Source organism: Sphingobium sp. B8D3A, assembly GCF_025961995.1.
In the GTDB taxonomy this organism is placed as follows: domain Bacteria; phylum Pseudomonadota; class Alphaproteobacteria; order Sphingomonadales; family Sphingomonadaceae; genus Sphingobium.
The window spans coordinates 1,790,876-1,810,797 of sequence record NZ_JAOQOS010000001.1; the positions used below are offsets into that span (position 1 = coordinate 1,790,876).

Below are 19,922 nucleotides of genomic sequence, written 5' to 3' on the forward strand. Positions count from 1 at the left end.
GCGTCGCATGAGTAGCGCGCTGCGCAGTCCAAGCGATCATGAAGCTGCGCTTGCGACTGGCGATCGGATTTTGGTCGCGATTTTCCGTTCACTCACCGCTTGTCGGCGGCTGCGGCTTCCCCTAATCGCTCGTCCATGACGTCGACCAACGATATCCGCCGCGCGTTCCTCGATTATTTCGGGGCCAATGGTCATGAGATCGTGCCTTCCGCGCCGCTCGTGCCCAATAACGATCCCACGCTCATGTTCGTGAACGCCGGCATGGTGCCGTTCAAGAATGTGTTCACGGGACTTGAGAGCCGCCCCTATAAGACGGCGACCTCCTCGCAGAAGTGCGTGCGGGCGGGCGGCAAGCATAATGATCTCGATAATGTCGGCTACACCGCGCGGCACCTCACCTTCTTCGAGATGCTCGGCAATTTCTCGTTTGGCGATTATTTCAAGGAACGCGCCATCGAGCTGGCGTGGACGTTCGTCACGCGCGAACTCGGCCTGCCCAAGGACCGGCTGCTGGTCACGGTCTATCACACCGATGACGAGGCCTTCGGTTACTGGAAGAAGATCGGCCTGCCGGACGAGCGCATCATCCGCATTGCGACCAAGGACAATTTCTGGTCGATGGGCGACGATGGCCCATGCGGCCCCTGTTCCGAGATTTTCTACGATCATGGCCCGGACGTCCCCGGCGGCCCTCCCGGCTCGCCGGATGAGGATGGCGACCGGTTCGTCGAGATCTGGAATCTCGTCTTCATGCAGTTCGAGCAGCTGGGCGGCGAAATCGTCGGCGATCTGCCGCGTCCGTCCATCGACACCGGCATGGGCCTCGAACGCGCGGCCACGGTCATCCAGGGCGTCCATAGCGTCTTCGATACCGACCAGTTCCGGGCACTGATCGATCTGTCCGCCGCGCTGACCAAGACGTCGGCAAAAGGCGAGCAGGCCGCCAGCCACCGCGTCATCGCTGACCATCTGCGTTCGGCGGGCTTCCTGATTGCCGATGGCGTGCTGCCGGCCAATGAGGGGCGCGGCTATGTGCTGCGGCGGATCATGCGCCGCGCCATGCGTCATGCGCATCTGCTGGGTGCCGCCGAGCCGTTGATGCACCGGCTCGTTGGCGGTCTCAGCGCGGAAATGGGCGCGGCCTTCCCGGAATTGATCCGCGCCCAGCCGCTGATTGAGGAAACGCTGCTGCGCGAGGAAACCCGCTTTCGGCAGACGCTCGACAAGGGTCTCAAGCTGCTGGACGAAGCCGTGGCCGGTCTGCCGACGGGCGCGACGCTGCCCGGCGACACCGCGTTCAAGCTCTACGACACCTACGGCTTCCCTTACGATCTGACCGAAGACGCGCTGCGTGCCCAGGGTCTCACCGTCGACCGCTCCGGCTTCGACGCGGCCATGGCAGCCCAGAAGGCCGCCGCGCGCGCCGCCTGGAAAGGCTCCGGCCAGAAGGCATCGGAAGACGTCTGGTTCGATATTGCCGAGAGCGAGGGATCGACTGAGTTCACCGGCTATCTGAGCGAAGCCGGTGAGGGTCGCGTGGTCGCGCTGGTCAAGGATGGTGCCCGCGTCGAGCAAGCGCAGGCCGGCGAGAGCGTGACCATCGTCACCAATCAGACGCCTTTTTATGGCGAGAGCGGCGGCCAGGCAGGCGATACCGGTCGGATCAGCAAGTCAGATGGGCTGTCTGCGACCGTCTCGGACACCGCCAAGCCCCTGGGCCGTCTTCACGCCCATCAGGCGAGCATCGAGGCCGGGCGAATCGCCATTGGCGATATCGTCCACATGGAGGTCGATGCCGCCCGCCGCGCGCGCGTGCGCGCCAATCACAGCGCCACGCACCTGTTGCACGCCGCGCTCCGCAAGACGCTCGGCCCGCATGTGACCCAGAAGGGCAGCCTCGTCGCGGAAGACCGGCTGCGCTTCGACTTCTCGCATCCTGAGGCGCTCACGCCGGCGCAGATCGCGCGGGTCGAGGCCGATGTGAACGCGCAGATTCGCGGCAATGCCGAGGTCAGCACGCGCCTCATGTCGCCGGACGATGCGATTGCCGCCGGCGCCATGGCGCTGTTCGGCGAGAAATATGGCGACGAAGTGCGCGTGCTCTCCATGGGCACGGGCGACGAGGGCACCTATTCGGTCGAGCTGTGCGGCGGCACCCATGTGCGCGCGCTGGGCGACATCGCGCTGTTCAAGATCGTCGGCGAAAGCGCGGTTGCCAGTGGTGTCCGCCGGATCGAGGCGCTGACCGGGGAGGCCGCGCGCCTGTGGCTCACGCAGCGCGACGAGCAATTGCGCGCCATCGCCACGACCTTGCGGACGACGCCCGAGGACGCAACGGCCCGCGTGGCCGCGCTGGCCGAACAGAGCCGCAAGCTGGAGCGCGAGCTGGCCGAAGCCAAGAAGGCGCTCGCACTGGCCGGCGCATCGGGCGGCGGCGCTTCGGCTGAGGCTGCGCCCGAGATCGTCAATGGCTACAAGGTTCTCGCCCAGCAATTCGATGGGCTCGACCCCAAGGGGCTGCGCGGTCTGGTGGATGACGCCAAGGGCCGGCTTGCCAGCGGCATCGCCGTTGTCATCGCGGTGAATGACGGGCGCGCGAGCATCGCGGCCGGCGTGACCGACGATCTGACCGGCACGTTCAGCGCTGTCGATCTGGTTCGTCTCGGCGTGGCTGCGCTGGGCGGGCAGGGTGGCGGCGGTCGCCCGGATATGGCGCAGGGTGGCGGTCCGGACGGTTCGGCTGCACCGGCGGCGATCGAGGCGATCAAGGCGCGCATCGCGCAGGGCTGAAACGGGGCGCTGAACGGGGGAGGGCAGACCTCTCGGTCCGGCCGGCTCCTGTGTGGGAGACGATCCATGACGCCGAAGTCGCTCATTACCTATCCCATACACCTCGCGCGGGGCGGCAAGGCCGTGGCACAGCCGGCCATGACCTCCGACCCGGCCTGGTATGCCGCCTATGATGCCCGCCATGGCGACGATGGCGCAGATGGCCGTCTGGTCAGCGTCTATCGCTTCAGCAGCGATTGGTCGATGTGGGAGCGGCATCCGCTCGGCGAAGAAATCGTCTATTGCATCGCCGGCGCCGTGACGCTTCGGCAGCGCGCGCGCGATGGCACGGAAACCCATGTGGCTTTGTCCGCCGGCGACTATGCGATCAACCCCGCCAATGTCTGGCACACGGCGGATGCGCCCGGAGAGGTGGAACTGCTGTTCATCACCCCGGGCAGCGGAACCGAGCACGAGCCGCGCTAGCGGCGAGTTGGGCTCAGGCGGGGCCGTTCGCTTCCCCCAGCCGCCGACTCCGCAGCCGCGGCGCGACGTCGAGTTCCGCCGCCGCCTTGATCTCATTCTGCAGGTCTTCGCGCTTCTGGTGCACGGACGCGATCACGGGCCCCATGGGCAGGCCGAGGTCCACCAGCGCGGTCTCGGCCAGGTGCAGTGAGCTTTCCAGCGTCTCGGGCACCGCGTCGCTTGCGCCGGCCCGATAGAGTTGGGCGGCGTGGGTGGTGTCCCGCGCCCGCACGATGATTGGCAGATCGTCCAGCCAGCCCCGCACGCGATTGGTGACGCGCATCGCCAGCACCGGGTCGTCCATGGTGATGATGAGCGCCTGCGCGCGCCCGAGTCTCAGACGGTCGAGCGTGTCGGGGCGCGACACATCGCCGAACTGGACGGTGTAGCCCTCCGCCCGGGCCTGCGCGACGATATCGATATCGTTCTCCACCGCCACATAGGGCACCTCATGCACGCGCAGGAGATCCGCGACGGTGCGGCCAACGCGGCCGAAGCCGAGGATGATGGCGGCGCGCGCATTGTCGTCAGTGTCGGTTCTGTCCGGCTCCAGCGCATCCCGCTCGACCCGCCGGGCCATGCGATGCCCGAATTTGGCGAGGATGGGGGTGAGGGTGAGGCCGATGGCGGTGGCCATTTGCCAGAACGCCGCCGTCCCGGGGCTGATGAGATTGGCCGTCACGGCGCTCGCCAGCACGATGAGCGTCGTTTCCGAGGGGCTGCCCATCAGGATGCCGGTTTCCAGCGCCACCCCGCGCCGCGCGCCCGCAAGCCGCAGTAGCAGGCTGGTCACTGCCACCTTGGCGAGAACCACGCCGGTGATCGCGAGCAGCAACCCATCCCATTGCGCGACCAGGGCGACCGGATCGATCGCCATGCCCACGGTGATCAGGAAGACGCCCAGTGCCAGGCCCTTGAACGGCTCGGTCATGCCCTCGACCTGGCCGTGATAGTCGGTTTCCGCGATCAGAATGCCCGCGACCAGCGCGCCGACGATGGGCGAGAGGCCTGCCGCCGTGGTGAGCAGGCTGGAGACCATCACCACGAGCAGGCTTGCCGCCAGAAACACCTCGGGCCGCTTGGCGCGCGCCGCCTGTGCGAAGAGGCGGGGGAGCATGAAGCGCCCGCCGATCAGCAAGGCGAGGACGGCGAGACCGCCGGTCAGCAGGACGGTAGCAAGATTTTCCCAACCATCGTCCGCGACATTGGGGGCCATGGCACCAAGCGCGAAGACGATCGGTACGAGCGCCAGATCCTCGAAGAGCAACATGCCGAACGCGGATTTGCCAACCGCTGAGTGCGTGCCGGCGATCGGCATGACGAGCGCCGTTGACGAGAGGGAGAGGGCAAGACCCAGGCCGATGGCGGCATACAGGCTGCTGCCCAGCAGCAGCATCCCGCCGCCGATCAGCGTGGCGCTGCCGAGCAGTTCCGCCGCACCGATGCCGAAGACGAATTTGCGCATCGACCACAAGCGTTTGAACGACAGTTCCAGGCCGATAGAGAAAAGCAGCATGACGATGCCGAGTTCGGCAAAGGCGGTGATCGCCGATTCCCGCGAGATCGTCACATGGGCGAGCGCCGGATAGGCGCTGACGAACCGGCCGAGACCAAAGGGGCCGACCAGCAGGCCGACGAGGATGAAGCCGATGATCGGGCTGATGCGGAAGCGTGCGAAGGCAGGGATCACGAGGCCCGCCGCGCCGAGAATGACCAGCGCCTCGTTGAAGGTCTGGCTGCCGAACGTGCCGTGGATCATCGGATCAGTCCGCTCGGGCGAGTGGGCGGGAGGCCAGGGTGCGGGCGTACCGCAGGGAGGGAGGAGGGCGCTTCGAGCGTGGTTGACCCCATCGAAGCGCCCCCTTCAGGTCTTTAGGACCAGTTGCTCATTTCGGCTTCGAGGTTCCGGCGGATCGCCTCGAAGAACTGCTCGGTGGTCATCCAGGCCTGATTCGGCCCGATGAGGATCGCGAGGTCCTTGGTCATCTCGCCATTTTCCACCGTCTGCACGCAGACGCGCTCCAGCGTCTCGGCAAAGCGGACGACGTCCGGCGTCTCGTCGAACTTGCCACGGAACTTGAGGCCACCGGTCCACGCGAAGATCGAGGCGATCGGGTTGGTGGAGGTCGCCTTGCCCTGCTGGTGCTGGCGATAGTGACGGGTCACGGTGCCGTGCGCGGCTTCGGCCTCGACCGTCTTGCCGTCGGGCGACATCAGGACGGAGGTCATCAGGCCGAGCGAGCCGAAGCCCTGCGCCACGGTGTCCGACTGAACGTCGCCGTCATAGTTCTTGCACGCCCACACGAACTTGCCGCTCCACTTGAGCGCGGCCGCGACCATGTCGTCGATCAGGCGGTGCTGATATTCGATGCCAGCAGCCGCGTACTTGTCCTTGAATTCACGGTCGAAAACGTCCTGGAACAGATCTTTGAATCGGCCGTCATAGGCCTTGATGATCGTGTTCTTGGTGGAGAGGTATAGCGGCCACTTGCGGTCGAGCGCATAGTTCATGGATGCGCGGGCGAAATCGATGATCGACTGGTCGAGATTGTACATCGACATGGCGACGCCCGAGCCGGGGAACTGGAAGACTTCGCGGTCAATCACCTTGCCATCGTCGCCTTCGAACACCAGACGCAGCTTGCCGGGGCCGGGCACGAGGAAGTCGGTGGCGCGATATTGATCGCCAAAGGCATGGCGGCCGATCACGATCGGGTCGGTCCAGCCCGGCACCAGGCGGGGCACATTCTTGATGACGATCGGCTCGCGGAACACGACGCCGCCCAGAATGTTGCGGATCGTGCCGTTCGGCGACTTCCACATCTGCTTGAGGTTGAACTCCTCGACGCGCGCCTCGTCCGGCGTGATCGTGGCGCACTTCACGCCGACGCCGTACTTCTTGATGGCCTCGGCGGAATCGATGGTGATCTGGTCGTTGGTGCGGTCACGCTCTTCGACGCTCAGATCATAATAGTGAAGGTCGACGTCGACATAAGGCTTGATGAGCCGCTCGCGGATCCATTCCCAGATGATCCGGGTCATCTCATCGCCGTCGATCTCGACGATCGGATTTTTCACCTTGATCTTGCTCATGCGTGCCATGTTCCCTGTTCGATGTCGCTGGGGCCGCCGCGACCGCGCGCGGCAGGACCTTTCAGCATGCCTCTAGGGAAGGTCGCGGCGATGATCAACTGCCCTGGCCACGCATGAGAGGCTGATGTCGGGCGATTTATGCCGCGTGGCAGGCCTGTTTGGGCCGGCGGGGATTGTGCCGGGCGGCGGCTCACCCTAAACAGAGCCCATGACAACAGAATTTTCGGGCACGCAGCCGGTCGCGCCTTCACGGACAAGCGTCAAGTGGAGTTTCCCATCGGTTCACCCGGAGGGGCGGCGCTTTGGGGCGATTGCCGCTGCGATTACCCTCATTTTTGCCTTGATGGGCTGGTCGATCCTGGCCTGGCTGATGGTCGGCGTGACGCTTTGGGTGTTCGCCTTCTTCCGCGATCCCATCCGCGCCGTGCCGCAGGACGAGCGCGCAATCATCGCGCCGGCGGATGGGCTGGTGACCCTGATTCAGGTCGTTCCGCCCCCGCCGGAGATGCTCGGACCAGACAAGCTTGGAACCGAACCCATGACACGGGTTTCTATCTTCATGAGCGTGTTCGACGTCCACATCAATCGCACCCCGATCAGCGGCACCATCAAGGATGTCGTCTATATCAGTGGCAAGTTCGTCAATGCGGACCTGGACAAGGCCAGCGAAGACAATGAGCGCCAGCACATTCTGGTCGAGCGCAGCGATGGCGTGCGGGTGGGCTTCACGCAGATCGCTGGGCTGGTCGCGCGGCGGATCGTTCCTTTCGTCAAGCGCGGCGATATCGTCGCGGCAGGCCAGCGCGTCGGGTTGATCCGCTTCGGCAGCCGCGTGGACGTCTATCTCCCTGCCGGCACGGCGCCGCAGGTCGCGCTTGGCACGCATACCGTCGCCGGCGAAACGATCCTGGCGCATCTGGGCGAGAACCAGTCCGCCACGGCTGTGCTGCAATGAGGCCTCGCTCGCTTGGCGCGCCCATTGGCGGCCCCGCGCCTGTTTCGGATTTGATATAATGGCGCGACCGCGTCCCATCGCCCGGATGAGCCGCGGCATCACGCTGCGTCAGGTTGCACCGAACGCCATTACGGCGATGGCGCTCTGCTTTGGTCTCACCGCCATTCGCTATGGCATTTCCGGTGAATGGCAGCTTGCCGTCGCGGCGATCATCTTTGCCGGCGTGCTCGATGGGGTCGACGGACGTGTCGCGCGCCTGCTGCGGGCGGACAGTCGCTTCGGCGCGGAACTCGATTCGCTCTCGGATGCGATTGCCTTCGGCGTCTCGCCAGCGCTCCTTGTCTATCTCTGGTCCTTGCAGTCCATGCCCCGCTTTGGCTGGATCGTCGCGCTGGTGCTGGCGCTGAGTTGCGCGCTGCGTCTTGCGCGCTTCAATGCTAGCCTCGATGTCATCGATCAGCCGCGCAAGGCTGCGGGATTTCTCACTGGCGTACCTGCCCCGGCGGGCGCCGGCATCGCCCTGCTGCCGCTCTATGCCTGGTTCATCACCGGATTGGACGTGTTCCGCGACTGGCGGCTTGTCGCCCCGTGGATCGTCATTTCGGCGTTCCTGATGATCTCCAGCCTGCCGACGCTGGGCTGGAAGGGGCTCCGCGTACCGCCGGCCTGGCGCCTGTTCGCCATTCTGCTGGCCGGCATCTTCGCCGCGAGCTTGATGGTTGCCCCGTGGCACGCTTTGCTTCTGCTGTCGCTGGCATACATCGCGCTGCTGCCGGTCGGGCTGGTCAGCTACGCTCGAGTCAAGCGGCGGCTCGTGGCGGCATCGCTATCGCAAGGCTGAGGCCTGTCGCGGCGACGGGCTGTGCCGTCTGCCGCTGCCCGGCACGTTCGGGCGTCCAACCTTCCAGATCCAGCGTCCGCAGGGCGCGTATCATCGCGCCATGGCGCAGGCGCAGTTCATGGACCATGATCGTCGCCGCCAAAGTCGCCGCAACCGCAAACAAGGCACATCCCAGAATATAGAACATCGTAGTCTCTTTCCTGTGTCCACAGCATCGCCATGGCTTTATGTTCACTATTTGTTCTTGTTCTCGCCGCCTGTCAAGCGTGATGTGCAGGCTTGTGCTCCTGTCGGGCTTGGTCTAAGGGCGCGCGTCTAACCCACATGGGATTCGCCACATACCGGTGCCGCTTCGCGGTCACTGAATCCCAGAGGCTCAACCGGAAGGAGATATATTATGGCGGCACCCGTCGTCACCCTGCACCAATTGATCGAGGCCGGCGCGCACTTCGGCCACCAGACGCACCGCTGGAATCCCCGCATGAAGCCGTACATCTTCGGGGAGCGGAACGGCATCCACATTCTCGATCTCTCGCAGACCGTTCCCCTCTTCGCCCGCGCGCTGGACTTCGTGTCCGCGACGGTCGCCGCTGGCGGCAAGGTGCTGTTCGTCGGCACCAAGCGCCAGGCGCAGGAGCCGATTGCCGAGGCCGCCCGTCGTTCGGGTCAGCACTTCGTCAATCACCGCTGGCTGGGCGGCATGCTCACCAACTGGAAGACCATTTCCGGCTCGATCAAGCGTCTCAAGACGCTTGAGGAGAAGCTGTCGGGTGACACCCACGGCCTCACCAAGAAGGAAGTGCTCCAGATGACGCGCGAGCGCGACAAGCTCGAGCTGTCCCTCGGCGGCATCCGCGACATGGGCGGCATTCCGGACGTGATGTTCGTCATCGACGTCAACAAGGAAGAGCTGGCGATCAAGGAAGCCAACACGCTGGGTATCCCGGTGGTCGCGGTTCTCGACTCGAACGTCGATCCGTCGGGCATCGCCTTCCCGGTTCCGGCCAATGACGACGCCAGCCGCGCCATCCGCCTCTATTGCGAGGCTCTGGCTCAGGCTGCGACCCGCGGCAACCAGAACGCCGCCGCGGCATCCGGCATGGACCTTGGCGCCATGGACGAGCCGCCGGCTGAGGAAGCGCTCGCGCAGGCCTGATCGGCGCCGTCAAACGCACGCAACAATGTGCGGGCAGGGCGCCGGATCGGGAACGATCCTGGCGCCCGCCTGACATCTGGCAATATTGAATTCGAGATTTGAGGAACAAGAGACATGGCAGAGATTACCGCAGCCGCCGTCAAGGAACTGCGCGAGCGCTCGGGCGCTGGCATGATGGACTGCAAGAAAGCGCTTGCCGAGACCAATGGTGACGTGGAAGCTGCAGTCGACTGGCTGCGCGCCAAGGGCCTTGCCGCCGCGCAGAAGAAGTCGAGCCGCACCGCAGCCGAGGGCCTCGTGGTCGTCGCTGTCGATGGCACGCGCGGCGTTGCCGTCGAAGTGAACAGCGAGACGGACTTCGTCGCCAAGAACGATCAGTTCCAGGGCTTCGTCCGCACGGCCGGCGACGTGGCGCTCAAGAACGCCATCGGCGACGCCGAGGCCCTGCTGGCCGCGCCGCACCCGGCCGGTGGCACGATCAACGATGCGCTGGTGACCAATGTCGCCACCATCGGCGAAAACCAGCAACTGCGTCGCGTGAAGGCGGTGTCGGTCGACCAGGGTCTGGTCATTGATTACATGCACAACGCCGTGGCGCCCTCGCTCGGCAAGATCGGCGTGCTCGTCGCGCTGGAGAGCCCGGCCGGTGCCGACGTGCTCGCCCCGCTCGGCAAGCAGATCGCCATGCACATCGCGGCGGCTTTCCCTGTCGCGCTCAAGGCTGAGGACATTCCGTCCGAGATCCTCGACCGCGAGCGCAAGATCGCAGCTGAGAAGGCTGCCGAGTCGGGCAAGCCCGCCGACATCGTCGCCAAGATGGTCGACGGCGCCGTGGCGAAGTTCGCCAAGGAGCAGGCGCTGCTCTCGCAGATCTTCGTGATGGACAACAAGACGCCGATCGCGGACGTCGTGGCCAAGGCCGCGAAGGATGCCGGCACGACCATCGTCCTCAAGGACTATGTGCGCTTCCAGCTCGGCGAAGGCATCGAGAAGGAAGAGAAGGATTTCGCGGCGGAAGTCGCAGCCGCCGTCGGCGCCTGATCCTTTCCTTCATTTATTACGCACCGGGCGCGCTCGGTGCTTGGCATGGCGGCGCGGGCTTACTAAGGTCCGCGCCGCTCCCGTCTCTGGAATTTGTTAGGCATTCATGACCACCACTGCCCCCAAGCGCATTCTCATCAAGCTCTCGGGCGAGGCCGCGATGGGGGCTCAGAGCTTCGGTATCGACCCGGGCACTGTCGCGCGCGTGGCCGGGGAAGTGAAGGAAGCCAAGGAGTTCGGCTTCGAGATCTGTCTGGTGATCGGCGGCGGCAACATCTTCCGTGGCATGGCCGGCGCAGCGCAGGGCATGGACCGCGCCAATGCCGATTATATGGGCATGCTGGCGACCGTCATGAATGCCCTCGCCATGCAGGATGCGCTGGAGCATCTGGGCGTCGCGACGCGGGTGCAGTCCGCTATCCCCATGGCGAGCGTTTGCGAGCCCTATATCCGTCGCCGCGCCCAGCGGCATCTGGAGAAGGGGCGGGTGGTGATCTTTGCCGCCGGCACGGGCAATCCCTATTTCACGACAGATAGCGGCGCGGCGCTACGGGCGGCCGAAATGAGCTGCGATGCGCTCTACAAGGGTACGTCGGTCGATGGCGTCTATGATGCCGATCCCAAGCTCGTCGATTCTGCAAAGCGTTTCGATCGCGTGAGTTACGATCAGGTGCTCACACAAAATCTCAAGGTGATGGATGCCAGCGCCGTGGCGCTGTGCCGCGATAACGCCATTCCCATCATCGTGTTCAACATTCGCGAGCAGGGCAACCTTGCCCGCGTGCTGCGCGGCGAGGGTGTCTCGACCCTGGTCGACAGCGGTCGCTAGGTTCATCGGAGAGGCAAGATGGCAAAATATGACAAGGCTGATCTGGAGCGCCGCATGGCAGGCGCCGTCGACGCGCTCCAGCACGATCTGAACGGGCTGCGCACGGGCCGGGCCAATGTGGGCCTGCTCGATCCCATCACCGTTGAGGTGTACGGCGCGAAGATGCCGCTCAACCAGGTCGCGACCGTCTCCGCGCCGGAGCCGCGCCTGCTCTCCGTGCAGGTGTGGGACAAGTCCAATGTCGGCCCGGTCGACAAGGCGATCCGCTCGGCGGGCCTTGGCCTCAACCCGATCGTCGACGGGCAGAACGTCCGCCTGCCGATTCCGGACCTGACCGAAGAGCGCCGCAAGGAACTCGCCAAGCTGGCCGGCCAATATGCCGAGAAGGCGCGCGTCGCCGCCCGCAACGTCCGCCGCGACGGCATGGACAATCTGAAGACCGACGAGAAGAAGGGCGAGATCAGCGAGGACGAGCGCAAGCGCGCCGAAGCCGACGTGCAGAAGCTCACCGATTCTACCATAGCGGATATCGATGCGGCAGCGCAGGCGAAGGAAAAGGAAATCCTTGGCAAATAATCCGTCCTTCGACTGCCGAGGGAGAGGCCAGGGCTATTTATGAGCCTTTTGAGGTCCAGGATGACGCGCAAGGCCGCGCCGACCCCCGCCCAGACCGGCGGGGAAGGGGCGGTGCCGCGCCATGTCGCGATCATCATGGATGGCAATGGCCGCTGGGCGAAGGCGCGCCGCTTGCCGCGCGTCGCCGGTCATCGCGCCGGCGCCGAGGCCGTGCGCCGTACCCTGCGGGCTGCATCCAAGCTCGGCATCGAATGCGTGACGCTCTATGCCTTTTCGTCTGAGAACTGGAAGCGGCCCGAGGACGAGATTGCCGACCTGACCGGGCTGATGAAGCAGTTTCTCCGCTCGGAAGTTGACGACCTGCACGAGGCCGGCATCCGGCTGAAGATCATCGGCAATCACCATGCCTTCGAGCCGGAAGCGGCGGCCATGGTCGATGCCGCCGTGGCGCGCACCGCCGCCAACACCGCGTCCACGCTGGTGGTGGCGCTCAATTATGGGTCGCAGGACGAACTGGCTCGCGCCATGCGCACGCTCGCCCAACAGGTGCAGGCCGGCACGCTGGCACCCGAAGCGATCACGCCCGCCGTCATCGCGGCGCAGCTGGATACCGCTGACCTGCCGCCGCTCGATCTGTTGATCCGCACCTCTGGCGAAGTGCGCCTCTCCAACTTCCTGCTCTGGCAGGCGGCCTATGCCGAACTGTATTTCACCGAGACGCTCTGGCCGGACTTCGATGAAGCAGCGCTGGCAGCTGCGGTGGAAAGCTATGCCTGCCGCGAACGCCGGTACGGAGGGCGATGATGGCCGAACGCGCGCCTCGTTCCGATCTGGCGGTTCGCACCGGCTCGGCGATCGTGCTGCTGGTCGGCGCCGGGCTCGCGCTATGGGCCGATGGCGCGGTGCTGATCCTGCTGGTGGCGCTGGTGAGCGCCCTCGTTTTCTGGGAATGGCGCGGCCTCGTCCGGCGCTTTCCCGATGGCACGCTCGCCCGCGTGCTCTGGCTGCTCTTCGGGCTGATCTATATTGGCGGCGCGGCGCTGGCGCTGCTGTCTTTGGGCGCTGCGACGCGCTGGTTGCTCATCGGCATCGTCATCGCGACGGATGTGGGCGCCTATTTCGCCGGGCGGACGATTGGCGGACCGAAGATCGCCCCGGCGATCAGCCCCTCCAAGACCTGGGCGGGGCTGGGCGGCGGCATGACCGCCTCGGCATTGCTGGTGGCGGTTGTCGCCAGCGTGAGCCTGCAGCCCGGCTTCGTGCTGGTCAGCGCGCTGCTCGGCGCGGCCATCGCAGTGGTGGCGCAAGTCGGCGATTTCTTCGAAAGCTGGATGAAACGGCGTGCGGGCGTGAAGGATAGCGGCAATCTCATCCCCGGCCATGGCGGCATGTTCGACCGTGTGGACGGCCTGCTGCTGGCCGCCATTCTGGCTGCTCTGGCTAGCGCAGGAGGAATGCTGGGATGATCGCGCCGCGCACCGTTTCCGTCTTCGGCGCGACCGGGTCGGTTGGCACCTCCACGCTCGATCTCATCGCGCGCGAGCCGGAGGCGTTTGAGGTTCTGGCCGTGACCGCCGGGGACGATGTCGACAAGCTCGCCGCGATCGCCGTCACGCACCGCGCCCGCCGCGCCGTCATCGCCAATGAGAGCCGCTATGACGCGCTCAAGGCTGCGCTGGCCGGTAGCGGCATCGAGGTCGCCGCTGGCAGCGAGGCACTGATCGAGGCGGCGCAAATGGGCGCGGACTGGACGATGGCCGCCATTGTCGGCTGCGCGGGACTGGCTCCGACGCTTGCGGCGGTCGCCGGGGGCAAGACGGTGGCGCTGGCCAACAAGGAGGCGCTGGTCTCGGCCGGTGACGTCATGATGGCGGCCGTCGCCCGCAGTGGCGCTGCGCTGCTGCCGGTCGACAGCGAGCACAACGCGATCTTCCAGTGCCTCGCAAGCGGCGGCCTCGACGCCGTGCGCAAGATCACGCTGACAGCCAGCGGCGGCCCGTTCCGCACACTCAGCCGCGAGGCCATGCGCGCGGTGACGCCGGCGCAGGCGGTCAAGCATCCCAACTGGTCGATGGGCCGCAAGATCAGCATCGACAGCGCGACGATGATGAACAAGGGGCTGGAGCTGATCGAGGCTTATCACCTCTTCCCCATCGGCCTTGAGCGCTTTTCGATCCTCGTTCACCCGCAATCGGTCATCCACTCGATGGTCGAATATCGCGATCGCTCGACGATTGCGCAGCTCGGTTGCCCGGATATGCGCATCCCCATCGCCAGCGCGCTGGCCTGGCCGCAGCGCATGGAGACGCCCTGCGAGGCGCTCGATCTCGCCACGCTCGGCCGGCTCGATTTCGAGGCACCCGATGAGGAGCGCTTCCCCGCGCTGCGCCTTGCGTGCGAGGCGATTCAGGCAGGCGGCGGCGCACCTGCCGTCCTCAATGCCGCGAATGAGATCGCCGTCGGGGCGTTCCTCGATGGGCGGATCGGCTTTCTTGATATTGGCCGGATCGTCGAAGACGTGCTAGCCCGCAGCGATGCCGGCCGCATCGCCACGCTCGAGGATGTTCAGGCCATCGACAGGTCGGCGCGTGCAATGGCCGAGCGGCTGACGGCGGAGCTCATCAATTGACCGATAACCCCGGTTTCTTCTTCACGATCCTCGCGTTCCTGCTGGTCATCGGCCCGCTCGTGTTCGTTCATGAGCTGGGACATTATCTCGTCGGCCGCTGGTTCGGCGTTCATGCCGAGACCTTTTCCATCGGCTTCGGCAAGGAAGTCTTCGCCTGGCATGACAAGCGCGGCACGCGCTGGCGCGTCGCGGCGCTGCCGCTCGGCGGCTACGTCAAGTTCGCCGGAGACATGAACGCGGCCAGCCAGTCCGACCCGAGCTGGCTGCAACTGCCGCCGGATGAGCGCAACCGCACGTTCCAGTCCAAGTCGGTCGGCAAGCGCGCGCTCATCGTGCTGGCCGGGCCGCTTATCAACCTGCTGTTCGCCGCGATCATTCTGGGCGGCTTCGCTTATGCCTATGGCGAGAATGTCACCCCGGCCGATGTGACGGCGGTGGAAGCCAATTCCGCGGCGGACCGCGCCGGCATCCTGCCCGGCGACAAGATTCGCGGTGTCGATGGCAAGCCGGTGGAGCTGTTCGGTGAGCTGCGCCAGATCATCGTGACCAAGCTGCCCGGCGAGGAGGTCACTCTCACCGTCGAGCGTGGCGGGGCGGCGCGCCAGATTCCGGTGAAGATCGGCGAGGTCGTGCAGGTCGATCGATTCGGCAATGAGTTCCGTTATGGCGCGCTGGGCGTGCGCAGCCTTGAATCGGTTTCGCGCCCTGTCGGGTTGCTTGAGGCACCCTGGGTCGGCGTGCGCCGCACGGGCGAGCTGATCGGCATGATGGCAAGTGGCCTTGGCGACATAATCACCGGGCGACGCTCTGTCGATGAACTGGGCGGGCCGCTCAAGATCGCGCAGATTTCCGGCGAGCAGGCGGCATTGGGTCCAGAGGCGCTGATTGCCTTCGTTGCATTGGTCTCCATTAACTTGGGGTTCATCAATCTCTTGCCAATTCCCATGCTCGACGGGGGTCATTTGTTCTTCTACGGAATAGAAGCTATTCAGCGCAGGCCAGTCAGTCCACGCTTTCAGGAAATGGCGTTTCGGTCGGGCCTCGCGCTTTTGCTGGGGCTGATGATCTTCGTGACTTTGAACGATCTGGCGTCGTTTGGCGTCTGGCGAGGGCTGAGCGGCTTGATTGGCTGATCGGGTTGGGGCAGGGGAGGCAGCGCGGATGCGGCTTCCCCGGATGAAGTGCATTCAGGACATGTCGAGGAATCTGAGTTTGAGCGAAGCAGCACGCATTTCATCGACACAGGGCCGCCTCGCGCCGTTGCTCCTGTGTGGCACCATCCTGGCGGGCTTTGGCTCCGTGCCGGCGATGGCACAGGCCACCGGGAGCGCTGCGGCGCAGCCGGCCCCCGCGCTGCCTGCCGCGCCTGCGGTTCAGCCGGTGACCGCTGAAGAGCGCACCATCTCCGCCATCACGGTGGAAGGTGCCCAGCGCCTCGAGGCGGACACGGTCCTCTCCTATACCAAGCTGCGGATCGGCAACAAATACACCCGCGAGACGCTCGACGAGGCGCTGCGCGAGCTTTACGCCAGCGAGTTGTTCTCGGATGTGCAGATCCGCGACAATCAGGGCGCGCTCACCATCCAGGTGACCGAGAACCCGGTCATCAACCGCATCGTGCTGGAGGGCAACAAGCGCCTCAAGGACGACAAGATCCTCCCCGAAATCCGCATGGCGCCGCGGCAGATCTACACGCGCTCCAAGGTGCGTGCGGACGTCGCCCGGATCATCGAGCTGTATCGTCGCCAGGGCCGGTTTGCAGCGGTTGTCGATCCCAAGCTGGTCCAGCTGGACCAGAACCGCGTCGACATCGTCTACGAAATCACGGAAGGGCCGAAATCCAAGGTCCGCCAGATCAACATCATCGGCAACGACAAATTCTCCGATGGGCAGCTGCGCAGCGAGATGGCGACCAAGCAGTCGCGCTGGTTCCGCGTCTTCTCGTCCGGCACCACCTACGATCCCGATCGCCTGGCCTATGACCAGCAGAAGGTCCGTCAGTTTTACCTGACGCAGGGCTATGCCGATTTCCGCGTCGTGTCGGCGGTGGCCGAGCTGACCTCGAACAAGCAGGACTTCATCATCACCTATGTGGTGGAGGAAGGCGACCGCTACAAGTTCGGCGACGTGACCGTGCAGAGCGATATTCGCGACCTCAGTTCCGAGGGCCTGTCCCGCTCGCTGCGGATGAAGAAGGGCGACTGGTACAACGCCAAGGCCGTGGAAGACACGGTGGAGCAGCTCAACCAGACTGCCGGCCTGTTCGGCTATGCCTTTGCCGACGTGCAGCCCGAGTTCAATCGCAGCCGCGAAGACCTCACCATGGGCATCACCTTCCGTATCGCCAACGCGCCGCGCGTCTATGTCGAGCGGATCGATATCAACGGCAACACGCTGACGCAGGACAAGGTGGTCCGCCGCGAGTTCCGTCTGCATGAGGGCGACGCGTTCAACACCTTCCAGGTCCGCCGTTCGCAGGACCGGATCAACTCGCTGGGCTTCTTCCAGGAGCGTCTGGAGATTGACCAGAAGCCGGGTTCCGCGCCCGACCGCATCGTGCTGGAAACCAATGTCGAGGAAAAGGCGACCGGCGAGCTTCAGCTCTCCGCTGGTTTCTCGAGCCTTGAGCGCTTCATCCTCTCGGCGTCGGTCACGCAGCGCAACTTCCGCGGCATGGGCCAGGAACTGCGAACCTCGGTCAATTATTCGAGCTATTCGAAGTCCGTGAACGTCGGCTTCACCGAACCCTACTTCCTAGACAAGAACATCGCGCTGGGCGGCGATATCTTCCGGCAGGATACGAACTCGTTCAACTACCTGTCCGGTAATGACCGCAACACGTTGTACAGCCAAGTCCGCACCGGCTTCCAGCTGCGCGCCGGTCTGCCGATTACCGAATATCTCTCGCTGGCGCTGCGCTACGGCCTCTCGTTCGAGGACGTGACGCTGGACAAGGCCAATTATTATTCCGACCGGCAGCAAGCCGGCAACTTCCAGTGCGACCCTCTGCGCGCAAGCCAGTATCTGTGCGACGCCATTGGCAAGCGCACCACGTCGTCGATCGGCTATTCGTTGATCTACGACATGCGGGACAACCGCATCCGTCCGACGCGCGGGCACAGCATCACATTCAGTCAGGATTTCGCCGGTCTGGGCGGTAACGTGCGTTACCTTCGCAACCGCCTCTCGGCCGATAAATACTGGCCGCTTGGCGGCGGGTTCATCTTCTCGGTGAAGGGCGAGGCTGGCTACATCCATTCATTCGAGGATGGCGCTGGGCCGAATTCCGACCCCGTCCGGCTCGTGGACCGCTTCTTCCTGGGCGAGCCGCAATTGCGTGGCTTCGATATTCGCGGCGTGGGGCCGCGTATCATTCGCAAGCCTTATGTGGCGGATGCGAACGGAAATCTTACCTCGCAACTGAGCGAGAATCGCGACCAATGGTCAGACGACGCTCTGGGTGGCCGCGCTTATTACCTTACCCACTTTGAGATCGAAATTCCGCTCGGCGCTGGCGCGCGTGACATGGGCCTGCGTCCGTCTGTCTTCGTCGATGCCGGTGCAGTTTTTGGCGTTCGTCGGCCGGATCTTTTAGACCTCCCCGCGTACCAGAATATTCCGATCCGCGATGCCAGTGGTCTTCGGCAGTGTGATGACAGCTCTACGAACACCACGACATCCATTCCAGACGGAGCATCATGCCCGAGCGGGACATCGCTTCGGACATTCCCCGCAGGCGGCTTCAAGGAAGTTTTCCTCGGCGACAGCCCCAAACCGCGCGTTTCGGTCGGTTTCGGCGTGAACTGGAATTCGCCCTTCGGTCCGTTCCGGATTGATATCGCCAAGGCCCTGGTGAAGGTCGACGGCGATGATACCAAGCTTGTAACCTTCAACATAGGGACACAATTCTGATGCGTAACTCCATCTTTTCCGCTGTTGCGCTCGCAACGGCATCGGTCGCCGCCCTCAGCGTTTCAGCGCCGGTTTCCGCACAGGTCAAGCAGGCGATTGCCGTCGTCAACATCGACGAGGCGATCGGCCAGTCCAGCGCGGCCACCACGGCCAGCCAGCAGATGCAGGTGACCTACAAGTCGAATATCGATCAGATCAACACACGTCGCACCGCGCTGCAGACCGAGATCCAGCAGAAGCAGACGGCGCTGCAGACCGCGGCGCAGGCCGCTGGCCAGAACCCGCCCGCTGCCACGCAGACCACCCTGCAGAACCAGTATAACGAGTTGCAGCGTCGCGCGCAGGAAGCGCAGGCCGAACTGCAGCGTCTCGAGCAGCCGCTCCAGCTCGCCCGCGCCTATGTGCTCGAGCAGATCGGCGCCAAGCTGCCCGAGGCCATGCGCAACGTGATGACCAAGAACAAGATCGACCTGCTGGTGAAGGCGGAAGCCGCAGAAGCCTTCCAGCCCACGGCGGACGTCACCCGTCTGCTCGTGCAGGAGATCAACGCGCTGGTCCCGTCCGTCAGCATCACGCCGCCGCAGGGCTGGCAGCCCGGTGGTCAGCAGCAGCAGCAGCCTGCCGCTGCAGCGCCGGCTGCGCGCACGCCGACGGCTGGCGAAGGGCGCTAATCACCGATGAGCGAAGCGGAAAGCGCAGGGGCTGAACAGAGCGGCGGACTCGATATCCGTGGCGTGCTGGCAGCCTTGCCGCATCGTTACCCGTTGCTGCTGGTCGACCGTGTGGTCTCGATGGTTCCCAAGACCTCGATCCACGCGGTCAAGGCCGTGTCGATGAACGAGCAGTTCTTCCAGGGGCATTTCCCCGGGCGTCCGATCATGCCGGGCGTGCTCATCGTCGAGGCGATTGCCCAGGCTGCCGGTATCCTCGCCGTCGAATCCCTTGGGCTCGCCGGCACGGGCAAGCTCGTTTATTTCATGACCATCGAGGGCGCTAAGTTCCGTGCGCCTGTCGAGCCGGGGCATCTGCTGGACCTCCATGTCGAGTTCACGCAGCTGCGCGGTTCGGTCTGCAAATTCTCCGGCAAGGCCAGCATCGACGGCAAATTGTGCGCAGAAACAAACTGCGTCGCGATGATCGCCGATCCGCCGAAGGACTGAGCGGGACACAAGCCCCGCAGAGCCTTGCCAAGCCGGCCCTTTCCCGCTAAGGGCCGCGCTTCCCTAACGCCCCGGACCGGTCGGAAACCGGTCATTTCAGGAGCCGACACATGAAAAAAGACACGCATCCCGAATATCACCTCATCACCGTGCAGATGACGGACGGGACCAGCTTCCAGACCCGCTCGACCTGGGGCAAGGAAGGCGACACGATGACGCTGGAAATCGACCCGACGTCGCACCCGGCATGGACCGGCGGTCAGCGCCAGCTCGATCAGGGCGGCCGCGTTGCCCAGTTCAACAAGCGCTTCGGTGGCCTCACGCTCAAGAAGAACTGAGCGGGCTCCACCCAAGGTTTCAGAGGAAGGCTCCGGTTTTCGGGGCCTTTTTCTTTGTCAGGAACGCCGACGGAGGCCTGGCCGCGCCCCCATCATGC

The 19,922-nt window shown here is 64.8% G+C and carries 19 protein-coding genes; 16 read left to right on the plus strand and 3 right to left on the minus strand.

The genetic code is table 11. The annotated features are described in order from the left end of the window. Positions 1-135: 135 nt before the first annotated feature. Both alaS and M2342_RS08245 read left to right on the plus strand, forming a co-directional pair. A complete protein-coding gene (gene alaS / locus M2342_RS08240; RefSeq protein WP_264578724.1) occupies positions 136-2,790 on the plus strand; it encodes an alanine--tRNA ligase in 2,655 nt (884 codons plus the stop codon). A gap of 66 nt (positions 2,791-2,856) precedes the next feature. Then, positions 2,857-3,255, plus strand: coding sequence for a cupin domain-containing protein (locus M2342_RS08245; protein ID WP_264578725.1), 399 nt, complete (start codon positions 2,857-2,859; stop codon positions 3,253-3,255). Positions 3,256-3,268: 13 nt separating this feature from the next. Here M2342_RS08245 and M2342_RS08250 read toward each other — a convergent pair whose 3' ends face one another. Together M2342_RS08250 and M2342_RS08255 are read right to left on the minus strand one after the other, a co-directional pair. Continuing rightward, a complete protein-coding gene (locus M2342_RS08250; protein ID WP_264578726.1) occupies positions 3,269-5,053 on the minus strand; it encodes a cation:proton antiporter in 1,785 nt (594 codons plus the stop codon). 113 nt (positions 5,054-5,166) lie between these two features. Then, positions 5,167-6,387: an NADP-dependent isocitrate dehydrogenase gene (locus tag M2342_RS08255; RefSeq protein ID WP_264570116.1), complete on the minus strand. Its 1,221-nt coding sequence runs from the start codon at positions 6,385-6,387 to the stop codon at positions 5,167-5,169. A 208-nt stretch (positions 6,388-6,595) separates the two neighbouring features. Between M2342_RS08255 and M2342_RS08260 the strand changes: the two genes are divergently transcribed. Both M2342_RS08260 and M2342_RS08265 read left to right on the plus strand, forming a co-directional pair. Continuing rightward, positions 6,596-7,342 (plus strand): phosphatidylserine decarboxylase, encoded by a 747-nt coding sequence (locus tag M2342_RS08260; RefSeq protein WP_264570117.1) that lies wholly within the window; start codon positions 6,596-6,598, stop codon positions 7,340-7,342. Between the two features lie 58 nt (positions 7,343-7,400). After that, positions 7,401-8,183: a CDP-alcohol phosphatidyltransferase family protein gene (locus M2342_RS08265; RefSeq protein WP_181559452.1), complete on the plus strand. Its 783-nt coding sequence runs from the start codon at positions 7,401-7,403 to the stop codon at positions 8,181-8,183. Here the strand turns inward: M2342_RS08265 and M2342_RS08270 are convergent. Further along, the gene (locus M2342_RS08270; protein ID WP_264578727.1) at positions 8,143-8,370 is read right to left on the minus strand and encodes a hypothetical protein; all 228 of its coding nucleotides are present in this window, start codon (positions 8,368-8,370) and stop codon (positions 8,143-8,145) included. The genes M2342_RS08265 and M2342_RS08270 overlap by 41 nt on opposite strands. A gap of 210 nt (positions 8,371-8,580) precedes the next feature. Here M2342_RS08270 and rpsB point away from each other — a divergent pair, with 210 nt between their 5' ends. From rpsB to rpmE, 12 genes are all read left to right on the plus strand, one after another. Continuing rightward, a complete protein-coding gene (gene rpsB, locus M2342_RS08275) occupies positions 8,581-9,339 on the plus strand; it encodes a 30S ribosomal protein S2 (protein WP_181559454.1) in 759 nt (252 codons plus the stop codon). Positions 9,340-9,453: 114 nt separating this feature from the next. Next, a complete protein-coding gene (gene tsf, locus M2342_RS08280) occupies positions 9,454-10,380 on the plus strand; it encodes a translation elongation factor Ts (protein ID WP_264570120.1) in 927 nt (308 codons plus the stop codon). Between the two features lie 106 nt (positions 10,381-10,486). Then, positions 10,487-11,209 (plus strand): UMP kinase, encoded by a 723-nt coding sequence (gene pyrH, locus M2342_RS08285; protein WP_264570121.1) that lies wholly within the window; start codon positions 10,487-10,489, stop codon positions 11,207-11,209. 18 nt (positions 11,210-11,227) lie between these two features. Beyond that, on the plus strand, positions 11,228-11,785 hold the full coding sequence (gene frr / locus M2342_RS08290; RefSeq protein WP_264570122.1) for a ribosome recycling factor: 558 nt from the start codon (positions 11,228-11,230) through the stop codon (positions 11,783-11,785). A 60-nt stretch (positions 11,786-11,845) separates the two neighbouring features. Continuing rightward, entirely contained in the window at positions 11,846-12,589 is a 744-nt protein-coding gene (locus M2342_RS08295) for an isoprenyl transferase (protein WP_264575953.1), read from the plus strand. Continuing rightward, positions 12,586-13,251, plus strand: coding sequence for a phosphatidate cytidylyltransferase (locus tag M2342_RS08300; RefSeq protein ID WP_264578728.1), 666 nt, complete (start codon positions 12,586-12,588; stop codon positions 13,249-13,251). The genes M2342_RS08295 and M2342_RS08300 overlap by 4 nt, the downstream gene beginning before the upstream one ends. Then, complete coding sequence (locus M2342_RS08305) at positions 13,248-14,414, plus strand: 1-deoxy-D-xylulose-5-phosphate reductoisomerase (RefSeq protein WP_264578729.1); 1,167 nt, start codon at positions 13,248-13,250, stop codon at positions 14,412-14,414. The genes M2342_RS08300 and M2342_RS08305 overlap by 4 nt, the downstream gene beginning before the upstream one ends. Beyond that, the gene (locus M2342_RS08310; protein ID WP_264578730.1) at positions 14,411-15,547 is read left to right on the plus strand and encodes a M50 family metallopeptidase; all 1,137 of its coding nucleotides are present in this window, start codon (positions 14,411-14,413) and stop codon (positions 15,545-15,547) included. The genes M2342_RS08305 and M2342_RS08310 overlap by 4 nt, the downstream gene beginning before the upstream one ends. 175 nt (positions 15,548-15,722) lie before the next feature. After that, positions 15,723-18,326 carry an outer membrane protein assembly factor BamA gene (bamA, locus tag M2342_RS08315; protein ID WP_413715162.1) on the plus strand — a complete coding sequence of 868 codons (2,604 nt, stop codon included), beginning with the start codon at positions 15,723-15,725 and terminating at the stop codon, positions 18,324-18,326. Further along, entirely contained in the window at positions 18,326-18,997 is a 672-nt protein-coding gene (locus M2342_RS08320) for an OmpH family outer membrane protein (protein WP_264572649.1), read from the plus strand. Before bamA ends, M2342_RS08320 begins: the two co-directional genes overlap by 1 nt. A 6-nt stretch (positions 18,998-19,003) precedes the next feature. Further along, on the plus strand, positions 19,004-19,486 hold the full coding sequence (gene fabZ / locus M2342_RS08325) for a 3-hydroxyacyl-ACP dehydratase FabZ (protein WP_264572650.1): 483 nt from the start codon (positions 19,004-19,006) through the stop codon (positions 19,484-19,486). A gap of 110 nt (positions 19,487-19,596) precedes the next feature. Further along, positions 19,597-19,824, plus strand: coding sequence for a 50S ribosomal protein L31 (gene rpmE / locus M2342_RS08330; RefSeq protein ID WP_181559464.1), 228 nt, complete (start codon positions 19,597-19,599; stop codon positions 19,822-19,824). The last annotated feature ends 98 nt before the right edge of the window (positions 19,825-19,922 follow it).